The organism is Paenibacillus filicis (assembly GCF_038070315.1).
In the GTDB taxonomy this organism is placed as follows: domain Bacteria; phylum Bacillota; class Bacilli; order Paenibacillales; family NBRC-103111; genus Paenibacillus_G; species Paenibacillus_G filicis.
This window is the reverse complement of record NZ_JBBPCC010000045.1, coordinates 1-15,357: the sequence shown is the minus strand read 5'-3', so window position 1 is coordinate 15,357 and position 15,357 is coordinate 1. Positions and strand designations below refer to the sequence as shown.

The 15,357-nt window shown below is 42.7% G+C and carries 12 protein-coding genes; 2 read left to right on the top strand and 10 right to left on the bottom strand.

What is annotated here, in order from left to right; translation table 11 throughout:
• Nucleotides 1-171: 171 nt before the first annotated feature.
• The 5 genes from WMW72_RS35165 to WMW72_RS35145 all read right to left on the bottom strand — a co-directional run bounded on the left by WMW72_RS35165 (nucleotide 172) and on the right by WMW72_RS35145 (nucleotide 8,548).
• The gene (locus WMW72_RS35165; protein ID WP_341420245.1) at nucleotides 172-3,165 is read right to left on the bottom strand and encodes a P-loop NTPase fold protein; all 2,994 of its coding nucleotides are present in this window, start codon (nucleotides 3,163-3,165) and stop codon (nucleotides 172-174) included.
• Between the two features lie 656 nt (nucleotides 3,166-3,821).
• On the bottom strand, nucleotides 3,822-5,234 hold the full coding sequence (locus tag WMW72_RS35160) for a YfcC family protein (protein ID WP_341420244.1): 1,413 nt from the start codon (nucleotides 5,232-5,234) through the stop codon (nucleotides 3,822-3,824).
• A complete protein-coding gene (locus tag WMW72_RS35155) occupies nucleotides 5,227-6,435 on the bottom strand; it encodes a M20 family metallopeptidase (RefSeq protein ID WP_341420243.1) in 1,209 nt (402 codons plus the stop codon). The genes WMW72_RS35160 and WMW72_RS35155 overlap by 8 nt, the downstream gene beginning before the upstream one ends.
• Nucleotides 6,436-6,667: 232 nt before the next feature.
• Nucleotides 6,668-7,555, bottom strand: a complete 888-nt coding sequence (locus WMW72_RS35150; RefSeq protein ID WP_341420242.1) for a LysR family transcriptional regulator — start codon at nucleotides 7,553-7,555, stop codon at nucleotides 6,668-6,670.
• Nucleotides 7,556-7,672: 117 nt separating this feature from the next.
• A complete protein-coding gene (locus WMW72_RS35145; RefSeq protein WP_341420246.1) occupies nucleotides 7,673-8,548 on the bottom strand; it encodes an SDR family NAD(P)-dependent oxidoreductase in 876 nt (291 codons plus the stop codon).
• A gap of 160 nt (nucleotides 8,549-8,708) precedes the next feature.
• Here WMW72_RS35145 and WMW72_RS35140 point away from each other — a divergent pair, with 160 nt between their 5' ends.
• The gene (locus WMW72_RS35140; RefSeq protein ID WP_341420241.1) at nucleotides 8,709-9,167 is read left to right on the top strand and encodes a MarR family winged helix-turn-helix transcriptional regulator; all 459 of its coding nucleotides are present in this window, start codon (nucleotides 8,709-8,711) and stop codon (nucleotides 9,165-9,167) included.
• 296 nt (nucleotides 9,168-9,463) lie between these two features.
• Here WMW72_RS35140 and WMW72_RS35135 read toward each other — a convergent pair whose 3' ends face one another.
• Entirely contained in the window at nucleotides 9,464-10,480 is a 1,017-nt protein-coding gene (locus WMW72_RS35135; protein ID WP_341420240.1) for a TIR domain-containing protein, read from the bottom strand.
• Nucleotides 10,481-10,695: 215 nt separating this feature from the next.
• On the opposite strand from WMW72_RS35135, the gene WMW72_RS35130 reads away from it, so the two are divergent.
• The gene (locus WMW72_RS35130) at nucleotides 10,696-11,319 is read left to right on the top strand and encodes an NlpC/P60 family protein (RefSeq protein WP_341420239.1); all 624 of its coding nucleotides are present in this window, start codon (nucleotides 10,696-10,698) and stop codon (nucleotides 11,317-11,319) included.
• An 8-nt stretch (nucleotides 11,320-11,327) separates the two neighbouring features.
• On the opposite strand, the gene WMW72_RS35125 is transcribed toward WMW72_RS35130, so the two are convergent.
• The 4 genes from WMW72_RS35125 to WMW72_RS35110 form a co-directional block, all read right to left on the bottom strand.
• Nucleotides 11,328-12,254: a S66 peptidase family protein gene (locus tag WMW72_RS35125; protein ID WP_341420238.1), complete on the bottom strand. Its 927-nt coding sequence runs from the start codon at nucleotides 12,252-12,254 to the stop codon at nucleotides 11,328-11,330.
• Nucleotides 12,255-12,389: 135 nt separating this feature from the next.
• On the bottom strand, nucleotides 12,390-13,256 hold the full coding sequence (locus WMW72_RS35120) for an aldo/keto reductase (RefSeq protein ID WP_341420237.1): 867 nt from the start codon (nucleotides 13,254-13,256) through the stop codon (nucleotides 12,390-12,392).
• Between the two features lie 100 nt (nucleotides 13,257-13,356).
• Nucleotides 13,357-13,773 (bottom strand): RrF2 family transcriptional regulator, encoded by a 417-nt coding sequence (locus tag WMW72_RS35115; protein ID WP_341420236.1) that lies wholly within the window; start codon nucleotides 13,771-13,773, stop codon nucleotides 13,357-13,359.
• A gap of 246 nt (nucleotides 13,774-14,019) precedes the next feature.
• Nucleotides 14,020-15,045, bottom strand: coding sequence for a LacI family DNA-binding transcriptional regulator (locus WMW72_RS35110; RefSeq protein ID WP_341420235.1), 1,026 nt, complete (start codon nucleotides 15,043-15,045; stop codon nucleotides 14,020-14,022).
• Nucleotides 15,046-15,357 lie beyond the last annotated feature (312 nt).

The following is a 15,357-nucleotide window of genomic DNA, read 5'->3' as shown; positions in this document are numbered from 1 at the left end:
GGGGCAAATGCTGCTCCAACTATCTGTTTTCTACCCAGATCGCATCGGTCAGCATCTGCGCTGAAAATTTTTCTCCCCTCGGGGAGAAGTCTTTTAAAAGAGTTTACACAAAAGATTTGACAGACCCGTAATACCTTTTAAATGTCACTATTACCGTTATTTTAAATATTATTATTCATTTTGTCTTTTTTCAATACTCTGCTGTAACAGTTCATCTAACACTTTATAAGCATCTTCTATATGACTTGCATACAGTTTTTCAAGTTCGCCAGTAATCAAAATACTCTGTTTCCCTTCAATGTCCTTCCTATATTTTTTCCAATAATCACTTATTTTTTCTGTGTCAAGAACTCTTGAAAAGCCCTTGATGGTTGGAAGACGCTTGCTAGTTACTCCAAAAGTGGGTTCAAACATTAGAAAAAGATAATATAAAAAGTAATCCGGACCATTTTCACATAATTCTGGATTAAAACAAATATCGAAAAGATATTCATTTATAGCTTTATTTATACCATGCTTATCTTCGTTCCCTTCTTCGTCGTAGTATCCACAAGCTATGCCGCTACTGTATATGGTACTTCCCAATTGATAGATCATAAACACTATTAATTTCGATTTTAACTCCTCTAATTTAGCATTCAATTCACCATCAGTTACCCCTGATTCAACGATATAATAATAAGAATTACCGCAAACTTCTTCAATCGTAAGTCCCATCACTGCATCAAAAATATTTTTCTTTGTATCAATGTATTGTTTTTGGAATTGATGGAATATATGTTGAGATATTTTTCTCATCTCTCCTTTTACTATATCTTCAACCCTTCCTTCAGTAGGATTATTTTCGTCTCCGTTAATAGATAATGATCTTGATAAATTGAATAAATCCCCACCTCTATCAGCACAACAACTCAAGCGGAATACTAATAAATCATGAAGACCTAATACCCCATTTTTTGAATTTCCTAATTTCTCTAGTATCCCAATACCTTTATATTCATTCTCTCCAAAAATCCATTCAGCAATTTCAATTATATTGCCATCAGTGTTACTCCAATGATAGCCTCCTTCATCCTTCCAACCAATCTTATCTAATAGGTTGGCAATGAAGAAAATAAATGTATGACCTCGTAACCCAACCCCAAGATTTTGAATTTCAAGACTTGAGTATTTGGGTAGAGTATCTAGGGCATATAAAATTATTTCTTTTGCTTTTGCAGATGGAAATTCTTCTTGTGGGGAGTTTGCCAATACCCTCCAAATTCTATCATGGTTTATCTCCCCACCTGAAAATGAAAATTCTTTATATTGCAACACTTCTGAGATGTTCTTTATCAATATTTCATTTTTTATTCTTACATAAAATTTATACTGAGCTGTAGGTATAGGGCGAGACGTTTTTACAATCAAATTCAAGTATTGTTCCAGATTCCTACCATCTGAACTCCCTCTAGATCCGTTAAAACAAGCAAACGAAGTTAATTGTTCTTCAGATATAGTACTTATTGCTCCTAACCGTCGATCTGCATTAAAAACCTTATTTAATATAAACTTTTGATTCTCCGTAAGTTTATCAATATATTCAGCATATTTTGTAGAATTTCTATAGTGACCGTGTTTGAATATGGAGGTTTCCTCCTTTGGATAATCATCGTCGTATTTTGTAACTAGTGAAAAAAAGCCTCGCTTCCCTTGTACCTCTGTACTATAAATCCTTCTGAATATATTTGGAAAATTAACATAAATTATTAATAAATGAATAAGATCATGCTTATTAAAATCCAAGTTTGAAAAGTCTAGTTGTTCAACCTCAAGTAAAATAATGGTATTAATCAATCTTTTTATTTTCCTTGCATCCCCTAAAAAGGGAGTGTATAAGTAATATTCCTTTGAATTAAATATATCTTTAAGCCCCTCTACTGCCTTCGATACTAATTCAGTATCGCTCAGAAGGTTTCTAGCAAGTGATTCATTCTTATTATCAATAAAATAAGTTAATAATGATTTATGATCAATATACAAACTTGTTTTTATGTTTATAAACTTTTCTAAAAACTCTATAATTTTTTCGGCATCTAATTTTTGATGCTCCAATGCAGTAATATTTTCTGTGTCATAGCACAGTACATAAGATATATTAGGTAAAATAAAAGATTTCTTAATAACAAATAGGATCTCTTTTATATTCGAAAAGTTTAAGCGGTCTAAATCATCTACAACAATGACAATTTTTTTATCCATGCTTCTTAAAACCATTTCCAATCTTTCAAATGTCTTATCAACAGAGGGCTTATCAAAAGGTAACCCTAACCGAAATCCAGCTACTGAAAAAGTTAATTTGGAGTCACTTAAGAGCTTCACATATTTTGAAATGAGAGACTCCAATTCAGGTGCAAAAAAATTATTTTTTATTACATTCAATAAACCATCAACAAATTTGTCCAATATGTTATCATTGCTTTCAAATCTAAGAGGATCAAACTTATACACAATAATTTGATCTTTATAGTTTTCATCCCAGTATTCCTTGCAAATATTAATAAATGTAGATTTTCCAGTTCCCCAAGGTGCATCAATTCCAAAGACTAAACTTGCAGTCGAACCTTGATTATATACTTTTTCAGCAAACCTCTTCGCTGTTTCAAAAACTCCAAAAGCATCATCATCCTTGCTTTTTCCCTCCTCATCACTCATAAAACCCGAATCTTCATCTTTTTTCTGAAATTTTTTTAGTTGCAGTTTTCTTAAACTACTTGCAGCGAAAAAAACTATTGGGATTGTTAAAGATAGCGCTATATAAAGCCAGGGCAGCGAAGCAATCCAATTTTGAAATAACTCTATACCTACACCACCTATTAAAAACATTGAAACAGAACCCGATATAAAAACAACTAGAAGATCAAATCTACCACTTCTTATAACGGTGTTAATTTGCCTCCATAGTTCTTTTCTCAATAAAACAACTCCTATTATTAGGACATAAAAAATGCCAATAACCCAGAACCAGCATTCCTTTTGATTCTGTGTAAAAATAATATGAAAAATTTCGACAGTTACTTTAATACCAATTGAAAGCTCTGCTAACAAAACTCCAAGTAAAAACAATTTAATTAGTAAGTAATAACTTATCTTTCCTAAACCATATTTCTGTTTTTTTGTCTGCAATGAAATCCCCCCACTGACCGTAAAATAGTATATTCAACTATTTACTGAAATTTTTGCTTCCTCGTTAACATTTTGTTTTTTCCTTCAAACTTATCGATACTATGAGAATAAAACCATATTATCCAATGTATCTATTACTTAGAAATAAACTCGTATATAGACTAATCCTGTTGAATCCAGGTTCAATTTAATGTCGAATTTGAAAAGAAAGAAAGGATGGTTACAAAACATACTCTAAAAAACAAGATAATCGCTCCCAAGTTATTCTTAGTTGCAAACTCATAACATTAATTCAATTAACTTTGCAACTAATAACCTTTTTAGCTGAAGTCAAATAAGTTGTAATTTAAGCATTTATTTCAACATCATATAGAATTAGGTATATTGTACCATATGAAAGATTCTTCTGGAATTTCTTTAAAATCATTTTTTTATGCTGGTACTAAGATAAATTATCTACCAACTCCGCAATCTTACTAATCTCACTACTTCAGAAAATCTTATGAAATAAAAGCAACTTTAGCGTGGTGGGCAGAACCTCATAAACACCTTAGGTTGCAGGCTCGTTTTATGAATAAATTTTTATTTGTAAAAAAACAGAGCTGTCCGCACGTCACTTCATGACGTTGGGAACAGCCCTGCTGTTTAATCACTTATTACGAATACTTAATCACATTAGCCACAATAATAAACACCGCACCCATAATCAGCCACATCACCATCAGCGGCCAGAAGAAACGGACCCACTTCTGATACGTAATCCCCGATACCGCCAGACTCCCCATAAGCGCCGAGGACGTAGGCAGGATCATATTCGTGATCCCGTCGCCCAGTTGGAACGCTAGCACGGACGTCTGTCTAGTGACACCCAGCAGATCGGACAGCGGAGTCATGATCGGCATCGTCGTGACGGCCATGCCAGTTCCGGACGTAATGAACACATTCATAATATTCTGGAATGCGTACATCCCCAGCACCTGCACCGAGCTCGGCAGATCGCCGACCAGAATAGCCAAGCCATTCACGATACTGTCGATGACATTCCCCTGCTCCAGCACCACCATGATGCCCCGCGCAATCCCGATGATGAACGCGCCGTAGGTAATGCCACTGGCACCCTTGACGAATTCGCTCGCGATCCGGCTTGGTCCATATCCTGCACAGAAGCCGGAGACGATCCCCATGGTCAAGAACAGCGCGCCCAGTTCTTCCATCCACCAGCCTTTTTTGGATACGCCCCAGATGACCAGACCGAAGCCCAAAACGACCGCAACAATGGTGAGATAGTGCTTAAGCTGCATGACTGGCAGATTGGAGAAGTCAACCTTCTCTTGAGTAACGGATTTCTCCAGGTCATACACATAGCCTTGGGTAGGGTCCTTTCTCACCTTGCCGGCATAACGAACGAGGTACAAGCTCGTCACTGTCAAGAAACAAATGAGCAGAATCACCCGCAGCCAAGCCCCCGAAAATAGCGGAACTTGCGCGATAGCCTGAGCGAGCCCGACGTTGAACGGGTTCAAAATCCCGGCCGTAAAGCCGCAGGCCGCTCCGAGCGAAATCATCGCCGTCCCGGTCAGTGCGTCGAAGCCAAGCGCGCGGGCGATCGCGATCCCGATCGGCACGAAGACCATCACCTCGGTCGACATTCCCATCGTAAAGCCGCCGACGGAGAACAAGGTGAGGAAGATTGGAATCACCCATCTTCCTTTGTTGGCGAATGTCTTGGCCACCCTGGAAGTAACGGCTTCAATCGTGCCTGTGGACGAGATGATCTGGAACGCCCCGCCAATGATGAAAATAAAGAACACGACATCTGCTGACGATACCAAGCCGTGGACGACTGCTTTCGGAATTTCAATCAAGCTAACCGGACTCGCATCGACGTGATGGTACGATCCCGTGACCAGCAGCGACTTGCCCGTCGCCTGATCCTTCACGCGGTCGAACTTACCCGCAGGGATCGTATACGACAGAATCGCGGCTACGAAAATCAGAATAAATAAAATGACAAATGTGTGAGGCATTTTAAACCATTTGCGAGAGCTTACTTTTGCTGTACTATCCATGCCCATGACCCCTATCTTTTGACTGTTTCCATGCTGTAAATTCCGTGCGTACGCGTTCCATTGCCGCTGGGTCAGCGCACAGATCGTAGGCCGTCATCGCCAGCGCCTTGGCCGCCTGGTTCAGCTGCAGCATGCCCTCTTCCGAGCCTGCCAGCCGGGCGAACTCCGGCGTGTGCGTCGTCGCCTCGCCGAGGCGAATGTATGGGTGAATGGCCGCCGTCACCTGGCTGACGTTGCCGATATCGGAGGAGCCGACGCCACCCTTCTGAGGCGGGTCGAATACCTCGATGCCCATCTGCTCCAGATTGGTTTGGAACAATCCGGCCAAGGTCTTGTTGTTGTTACGCTCCGCATAGATCAACCCTTCGGCGATATCGACGGTCGCCCCGACGCCTTCGGCGGCAGCGCGTACGGCCCGGTATACCTTCTCCCGCACAGCTTCCAGTTCTTCCACGGTCGCCGCTCGCAGAATAAATACCGCTTCGGTCAGCTCAGGTACGACATTCGGCGCATCCCCGCCCTTCGTGATGATGCCGTGAATCCGCACATCTTCTTTCACGAACTGGCGAATCGAGTTGATGGCGACAAAGGCATTAATCATCGCATCCAGTGCACTGATGCCCTTCTCCGGAGCCGAGGACGCATGCGCCTGTCGGCCGTGGAACGTAAAGGTCGCATCCACGCAAGCGAGCGCGCCGCGAAGCACCATCGTCTTATTCTGCGGATGGCACATCATGACTGCATCGATGCTGTCGAAGACGCCTTCGTTAACCATGATGATCTTGCCCCCGCCCTCTTCTTCTGCGGGAGTACCCAGCACTAAGATCTTACCGGGCAGCTCCGGACAGGCTGCCTTCAGCGCTAGCGCAGCGCCCACGGCAGCTGTGCCGATCAGGTTATGGCCGCAGGCATGACCGATCGCCGGAAGCGCATCATATTCGGCCAGCAGGGCTACCGTTGGCCCTCCGGCCTGTCCTTCCCATGTGGCGCAAAAGGAAGTAGGCAGGCCCGCGATCCCCCGCTCCACCTCGAAGCCCGCTTCCAGTAAGGGTTCCGTTAGCCATTCCTGAGCCTGATGCTCATGGAAGCTTAGCTCCGGATTCGCATGTATGTTCATTGAGATGCGGCGCAGCTGCTCGTCACGTGCATCGACAGCTTGTTCAATCCGCTGTTTGCTCTGATTTAAAGTTTCATGATTCAAGGAATTCCCCACCTGTCATGGATTCATACGCTGTATATTTGAAGCGAATATATGAATATTTATGTAATACAATGAATAATATTGTATCGATTTAGCTTTGAGAAGTACAATCAATTGTTTTTTTGACTCGTCCTTAAAAATTTTTATGACAGGGCTTGCAACTTCTCTCGCGTTATCTTCCCCCAAAAACGCAATGAAAAAAGCACGCTGCCAGCCGGCCTCGTGCTTTCCTTCATTTATATGGGTCTTTCATGAATTGTACAAAGCGATCGACAATCGCAAGCTCCAGCGTGGAATCCCGGTAGATCATCCACGTATTTCGCTTGAGCGGCTCGCCGCTCTTTCGAACTAGAGGAATCGTATGCAATCCGTCCTCCGGGCTGACAAAAACTCCGGGAACAATCGCGTAACCCAGTCCTTGCTTCACCATTTCCTTGCAAGTTTCATAAGCATCCACCTGCATCGTAATCATAGGCGGTTCGGTATAACGTTCATACCACCAGGCCTGAACCGTTTCGCTGAAGGTAGTCTGCACGGTGCTCATGGCTTTAAAGCGCGGCGCTTTATTCCAGATATGCGGCAAGTCCGGAAGGCGCTCCAGATCAATTTCATCCTTGGAAATCAGGTAAATATGTTCGTCCTGCAGCAGACACTTGGCGTCGAACCATTGGTACTCTCCCCGGATCACCCCTACATGGATTTCCTCCTGGTGAAGCAGGTCGAGAATTTCCGGACTCAAAGCAGAAGTCACATTGAACTTCACATCGGGATAATCCTCTTTGAACTTCTTGAGCAGCGGCGGAAGCTTATACATCCCGTAATAACTGGCCACTCCCAGTCGTAAGGTACCCTTCACCTCATTGCGCAAGCTAATAATGTGATCCTTGAGCTTATGCAGCTCTGCCAGCGTCTTGCGCGCGTATGCAACCAGGTATTTTCCTTCGGGGGTCAGTCTTGCTCCCTTGGGGGTTTTCACAATGATGGAGACGCCGAAATCCTTCTCCAGCTGCTGAATCCGGTAGGATAACGCAGGCTGTGTGATATATAGTCGCTCCGCGGCCTTCGTCAGGCTCTGCTCCTCGGCCAGAATCTGGAGCATGGTGCAATCTTTTTCGTTCAAGGATAGTTCTCCTTTGCTGAATGTACCGAAGACTAAGTGTGAAGCAGGCATAGGGTCCATGCCAAGCTCATTCTACAGCGATATTAGCAATACGGAGGATGAAGTGCAAGTTTTCTTTCATTTAAGGTACCCTTTACGTGATAGCAGATCCTCCGTGGCTTTCCATAGCTTTCGCTGCACAGCGCTATCTCCGCCAGGATGCATGGGCTTGATGGGATTACCGGTTCCTACGTTAACATACCCTCCCGTCACCTCTTGATACTTGGCGTCCACGATTAAGCGGGTCATGATCTCAGCCCCTCGTCGGGGATCTCCGATATGCAAAAGCTTTAAAATTCGTTCGATGACAGAGGCGTACCTGATCTCACGCCCGAGGCCCGTGACATTGAATCCCGGATTCAATGCATTCACACAGATCCCCGTGCCCGCCCATTGTCGGGCCAATTCAGCGTTGAACATGATGTTCAACAGCTTGGTTTTTCCATAAATAGCCGACGAACCGCGTGCAGTAAATGAAGCGGTATCGGTCAAGTCTTCGGGCAATCTTAACACGCCATGATTCCGGGAGGCTTCGGAGGCCACGTTGACAACCTGGGCTTTCCCCGCATGTTGCAAGGATGTACGCAAGGTATGCGTCAATAACCATGGAGCTAAATAGTTGACAGCGATCATTTCCGAAAATCCCTCAGACGTGATGCGCGGCTTAAAGGCATGAATTCCCGCATTGTTCAACAGCACATCGATAACAGGGTGCGCGGCAGCTATTTCTTGGCCGATTCGCTTAACCTCGCTCATCAACGACAGATCCCCGTAAAAAAAGTCAACCTGCGCTGAAGCATGAGCTCCTTGAATCATTTGCTTCGTTGCATCCGCGCGTTCCCGGCTCCTGGCTGTCAGAACGAGATGAAAGCCGCGTTTGGCCAAATCAATGGCCGCAAGCTGTCCTAGACCGCTTGTCGCTCCGGTTATGACAACAACTGGATTTTTCGGTATCATGACCATTCCCCTTATGTGATACAATATTTTTACAATTAAGAAATGGATCTAACCATCGAAGGCAATACTATTAATTGATATATGTCCACTATATCTATTTGATTGACATATGTCAATCAAATTACTTTTCTATTGACTAAAGGAACGGTGAATACAGATGGAAGATAATCAATACCGCAATGACCCGAGGGTACAATTGGAGATCGCTCTTGGTGAGCAGCTTAATGCTCTCATCAGCGCTGCACACGCGTTAAATGTCAAAGCTGCCGCACGATTCGATTCGTCGTTGCAGCCTGCTTCCTTTCATCTTATTCGTTGGCTTTATTCCTACGGGCCAACAAGTGCTGCAGCACTTGCGGAATCAACAGCTATGGATCGCAGCTCCGTAAGCCGCCTTGTCAAACAATTGGAAGCTCTTGGCTACGTGAGAAAGGACGCCTCTCCTGATGATGGCCGAGCCATTCTTCTCTCCCTTACGGAATACGGACAGCAACAGACCATTCAGGCGCTCAAAGAAAAAGAGTCCGTTTTTGTTGACCGGATCTCCAGCTTAAGTGATGCTGAACTACAGGAATTTATCCAAATGCTCAGACACATTAATGGATTTTCGAGTTAGGGGACGTTCTGCACCGCTATATTTCAGCTAAAGCACTATCAACTATTATATGCCTCCTCCTACCTTGCTGAGGCTGATACGCTGCTGAACGCACAAAAGAACGCCTTGGAATGGGCGTTCTTTTGTGCATTCTTATTATAAGTGTTACCAAGTATCACAGATCATTCTATCCCTAGTCTTACCGATCAACTGAGACCTATATTTGAGCCGCGCAAATAGGCCATGTTTCGTGCTAGTTGATCGCCGTTTGCTAGATTCTGCTTTCAAAGGTTACACTTTTTAATTGATAGCCTTGCTTATACCGGAAATTTACTGTTCATGAAATCATCATTAGAGCCTCTTAACTTTTTTATTAAAATCTCTATTACTTCCTCCATACAGTTCTCTCTCAAATCAAGGTAACCAACCGTTGGCAAGCCCCCTGGTATCTCAGTATCGTCCAAAATTAACGGTAGAATGTATTCTCTATTTTCTTTAAATGCCCTCGCTTGAGCAGCAAGCCTTTCATGCTTTGACCAATAATTTCTAGAGTAATGCTCCGAGATGATCATTAAGCAATACTCTCCTTTATCTTTATATAGCTCTGACAAATAGCTATACAAATCCTTTCCCCATAATTGATCTCTTTCAAATTCATCGTAAAACACTGTATACCCATTCTGAGTAATTCGAGTTGCAATCTCTTTGGCAATTGTCCTATCTTCACCAGCAAATGATAAAACGAGATGATACTTTTTTAAGGTTCCATGAACAAATTCCCATTTAATTAAATCGTGCTTTATCCATAATCCCTCAAAATAAGTCCCAAATAAATGAGAAAGTGTATTATAGCCACAATGAAACCTCTCGTCAGTCCATGAAGCATTTTCATAAGGCGGGGATTCTTCGTCATGACAATTTATTAACGCGATTAATAGGATCTCATCATCAAGCAGAAAGCGATTTCTTTCTTCCATTATCCTAATGCACTCTACAAGGATATAACTTCTTTCGTTATTATTTTCATCTAGGGAGTATCCATCTTCTCCATAAAAATATGTAAATTTACCCTCTATTCTAACTTCGATATCAAGATTTTCTAATGTGAATTCAATTGATTTGTAAGAATTCCCGCCATACTTATCAATAATATTCCTAATTTTTTCAGACTCAATTAACAAAAAAGCAAATAAGTCCTTAGGAAACATAGATACATCATATCTTTCACACATTTCTTCCGCCTGTCGAAACACTCGCAAACATGGGTCCGTTATTTTGTAATTATTTCTTTGTAGAATATCTAAAAGGTTGTGTATTATTTCTTTTGATCTCACAACTCTCCCCCTCCCTAATGTTCTAGTTCGCATATGCCTTTAGGATTTTCGATGCTTAAAGTTATCGTCTTTCCATTATATAAATCGTCTCCCGTTAGCTAGAATTATTCGCCGCTATCATCCTTCTACCATATTTTGAGCGTTTCCATCATGGAATAATGATGTTAAGTTAAAATAAGGTACTTCATAAAAACTCAACCAACATGGAGGGCATCATGAAAAAATCTATGATCTTGAGTTCTGCATTAGCTGCAAGTCTTATGTTCTCAGCCTTTGCTTCAGCTAGTACATATGAACCGTACACCGCTAATGATAGCGATACGTTATGGAACATTGCCAATAACAAGGGCGTAAGTTTATCGAGCCTAATGGCCGCAAATCCAAATGTCGATCCCAATAATGTATACCAGGGTTTGGTCATAAACATTCCAAGCGCACAAAACCAAAATTGGGAAGCGCAAGCGGATGCCATGATTGCCAAAGGAATGACTCAGCTTGGAGTTCCTTATGTATTTGGAGGAGATCAGCCTTACGAAGCGTTTGATTGTTCCGGTTTTACTCAATATATGTTTAGGGAAATTGGAATGGAACTTCCTCATTCCTCGGCTATGCAAAGCGAATTAGGGAAATTTGTTCCCGCTGATCAATTACGTAAAGGGGATTTGATTTTCCTAAGCGACACCTACCAGCCAGGAGTGTCCCATGTGGCTCTCTATATGGGAGACAACAAGATCCTACAAGCTGGAACAATGGGAACCAGGGAAGTAAAAATCAGCACGTTATTCGGGACACCCTATTATGATTCCCATTATTGGGGAGCTCGCCGTCTAATTAAATAGTTTCTTGTTTATGTTAAACGAACGGTTGGTTCAAGAACAGTCAATGTACTATTATAGGTATTGAGATTAACAGGCGCTCCAATCGGTATCGCAGCTTTGTATATGCCGTGGGCAGCTGCCAAATTAGTCATAAGCGGCTTACCGATTGGAGCTACTAGTTCATCGATGAGATCATTGTAAGTTTTGCCGTAGGCCGGTTGGCATTCTGTGCACTCACCCATGACAATTCCTAGGCAGTCATTAAGCTTTCCGGCTATTTTTAAATGGCTCATCATCCTATAAACTTTGTTGATGGGCTCATGCGTTTCTTCGAGGAATAGAATTTTTCCTTTCGTATCGATCTCATAGGAAGTGCCGAGCGTATCTACAATGGAAGATAGATTACCTCCAATAATAGGCCCCGTCACATTGCCGGGAACTTTACTTGTCTGCACGAGATGCGGAGGGTTTCGAATAAGCCTTGGAGCGCTCACGGTAGAGGTCGCCTCAAAAAATTGATCGAAATTATACGCCGGAGTCGTTGCCTTGAAATCAAACAGAAGTAAGCTGGAGAAGGTAACTAGCCTAGACAATTGATATAAGACATTCATTAATACAGAAACATCGCTGTAGCCTGTAAGTATTTTGGGATTTGCAGCAATCACATCGTAGTCCAAGTAAGGAAGAATTCCCAGAACTCCAACTCCTCCTCTGGCGGGAAGAATCATATTCACGTTTCGATTGGTGAACATGTCCATGAGATCCAATGCTCTTTGTTCATCTGTTCCTGCCAAAAAACCATCCACCGCATATACATACTTACCTACAACCACTTGAAATCCCATACTTTGCAATACGGAAATACTATTATTAATCGTGATTGAACTGAGCGGACTTCCTAATGTGACTATGCCAATCGTATCACCGCGCTTCAATATAGGCGGATATATAGGCACTTGTGGACACTCCCCTCCTATACGTTTCGTCTATCATATTTATGTTTGGAATGTACGAATCATGCCCACATGCCCTATAGGATCTTCCCTTATACCGTAGCATGGAAAAAATCCTTTGTTATCACATATAAGTCCTTACATAAAAATCTTCATCAGCTTATTATAGATAGGATGAATGATATAACCCGTTGGATGAATCGAATACCTTCTACCTGTATTTAGTTGGCTGATCTTTTCCATGTCATCGCCAGTCAGCTCAAAATCAAATATTTCACTATTTTCTTTGATTCGCTTGGGGTTTGATGATTTTGGAATCAGGATGATTCCCCGTTCTAAGTGCCAGCGTAGAATGACTTGAGCTACCGTTTTATGGTGATGCTCCGCAATTCCCTTTAATTCTGGATGCTCCAATAACGCTTTGTTTCCCTGCCCCAGCGGCCCCCAGGCCTCGTGCAGAATCCGGTGTTCTTTCAGATAATCATGCAGCTCGTTTTGCGGAAACTCGGGATGAGTCTCAATCTGATTGATCATAGGCGGGATCTTGGCATGTTTCATCAGTTCTTCGAGGTGCTGAATCTCAAAATTCGCAACGCCGATCACTTTAATTTTCCCTTCCAGATATAGCTCCTCCATCGCTTTCCACGTTTCTATATAATGAGGTGAGGCAAAATGGATTAAGTACATATCCAGGTAGTCTACATTCAGTTTTTTGCAGGTTTGTTCAAATGCCTTCTTCGTCGCCTTATAACCATGATCTGTGTTCCAGACTTTAGATGTGATAAAAAAATCCTCACGAGGTATTAGACTGTTTCGGATCTCTCTCCCTAAAGCTGCTTCATTTCCATAAATTCGAGCGGTATCAAAATGCCGGTAGCCTAGTCGAATCGCCTCGCTAATCGCTGTTTGGAACTCTGCCTCTTTCGTTATCTTATAAACTCCAAAACCTAGTTGAGGGATTTTAACGCCATTCACCGCTTGTACGGCTTGAGTCTGTACATTCATGGAACTGCTCCTTTTGGTTCATCGAATATAAATACATTCATAATATACTAAATATAAATTATATATAGTTTATTCAAAAAAAGAGAAGGCAACCGTTTCTTTATTTCAATAAATCGGTTAGCCTTACTTCTTTTAAGGAATTCTGCATGGCCAGCTCAGCTTTGTCTAGATGAGTGAAGATCCTTTGTTTGACTTCGTCCACTTCTTTTCCTTGTAGCGCTACATCGGTATGGATTTTGAATAGAGCTTTTCCAGGTTCAACGGCTAGAAAAACATCCAATAGGGTCATCTCCGATAAAGGTCTTGCCAGCAGGACGCCCCCCTTCGCTCCTTCTTTGGCTACCGTTAGCCTAGCATTGCTCAAGCTTCGGAGTACTTTAACCGTAGTGGGTACAGGAATATTTAATTGTTCCGAAATGACTTTGGTCGATAAAAAGTTAAAGCACTGTTCCTCGGAGATACTGTGAATATAGAGTAAGATGGAGATGCCTTGCGATAAGGCTGTCGAATATGCCATGTCCATTCATCCTAACTATGAGCTTTCTAAATATACTATATACCACTTATATTTAGTTTTCAACAAGATAAAATCCCCTACATATTCATACCGTCGCTCCCGGGAGCACGACCCCTTTATTGCTCGGATCATAGGAACCCTCATCCAGATGCGTATGCAGAAAGTCCACGTAATCCGTTCCGATGCCCGAAACCCACGCTTCACGATGAAACGTACGGATTCATGGGTTCCGTTTTTTTCGATTCTTTATTTCAGTGAACAAGAGTCTCGTTCGATGATTCGGCTGTCTACAATCCAATGATTCCTATACTCACCCTCCAGAACAGACAGCTTGTGCATCAGCAGCCTCACCGCCTGAACACCCAGCTCGGAGGGCTGCAGATCCATACCTGTCAGGGAAGGCGTGACTTGATGCATCATCGACAGATCGCCGCAGATGACGAACAGCGAGATATCCTCCGGCACACGGTAACCGAGATCCTTCAGTGCATGCATGGCACTGAAAGCCGTGCGGTCATCATCGGCGATAATCGCCGTCACCTGTTCGCTCAGTTCGCTAAGCGTATGGTACGTTTCCTCATAACCGTATCTCATCGATTCCTCATAATCGACCATCGGCTTATAATGAATCATATGCGGCTGAAGCCCGATCTGATGTTTCTCCAAGGCATGAATGAAGGCCTCGGATCTTACCATCGATACCGTCATCTGTTGTCCAGCATTCAGAAACATCATGTTTCGATGGCCCATACTGATCAGGTAATCGCAGATATCATGTATGATTTTTTCATTATCGTTATTGACAGTAGAAGCGTCTACAATGCCTTGATTCATCATTTGGCCGACGGTGACAAACGGAATTTGATGCTGATGCAGCAGTTGGATACGCCGATCTTCCAGCATCGGACCTAACACAATGGCACCGTCAATCGGGTAGCTAGCCAGAGACGGCGTCTTAACCTCCTCCACCGCAATCATATCCAGGAGTACCCGGTAGCCATACGTCGAGGCCTCCAGCACAACTCCATTAATAAATTGATTATGAAAAGTGCTGAAAAAGAAATTCCCATGCGGAACCGTAAGACCGATGGCCATCGTTTTCTTGGTGACCAAGCTTCTTGCCGTATGATTCGGCACGTAGTTCAATTCTCGGGAAATTCGGAGTACTCTCTCCGTCACCTTCGGACTCGTAGGTCTTTTCTGGCTGAACACATTGGATACGGTTCCTTTGGAGACACCCGCCAGACGGGCCACATCGTCGATTTTTGCCATTATGCCGTAACATCCCCTCCAAGCCTATTCAGTCTTATTCTAAATGAAGAGCTTTCGCCAAATCAAATCAATCTTTCCCGACGCCCTTCAGATGTAACTGCTCCGCATAATGTCTAGATCATGAATAAAATAATATTAACACTACCGGGATTATATGGTATTATTGCACAGAACTAACCTATTCTAAAGGAGCCATTCCTGTAATGAATTAATTTAAGGTTTGAATGAAAAAAGCGCCAACTGTATACTGGGAAACGTTCCGTCCAAAGAACAATTCCAGCACAGGAGGCACTCAACATGAAGTATAAACAA

Bases quoted from the DNA above. Each gene is read 5' to 3' on its own strand.
- WMW72_RS35160 (WP_341420244.1), bottom strand. From the start codon at position 5,234: ATGGATAGTACAGCAAAAGTAAGCTCTCGCAAATGGTTTAAAATGCCT.
- WMW72_RS35140 (WP_341420241.1), top strand. From the start codon at position 8,709: ATGGAAGATAATCAATACCGCAATGACCCGAGGGTACAATTGGAGATC.
- WMW72_RS35130 (WP_341420239.1), top strand. From the start codon at position 10,696: ATGAAAAAATCTATGATCTTGAGTTCTGCATTAGCTGCAAGTCTTATG.
- WMW72_RS35120 (WP_341420237.1), bottom strand. From the start codon at position 13,256: ATGAATGTACAGACTCAAGCCGTACAAGCGGTGAATGGCGTTAAAATC.
- WMW72_RS35115 (WP_341420236.1), bottom strand. From the start codon at position 13,773: ATGGCATATTCGACAGCCTTATCGCAAGGCATCTCCATCTTACTCTAT.
- WMW72_RS35110 (WP_341420235.1), bottom strand. From the start codon at position 15,045: ATGGCAAAAATCGACGATGTGGCCCGTCTGGCGGGTGTCTCCAAAGGA.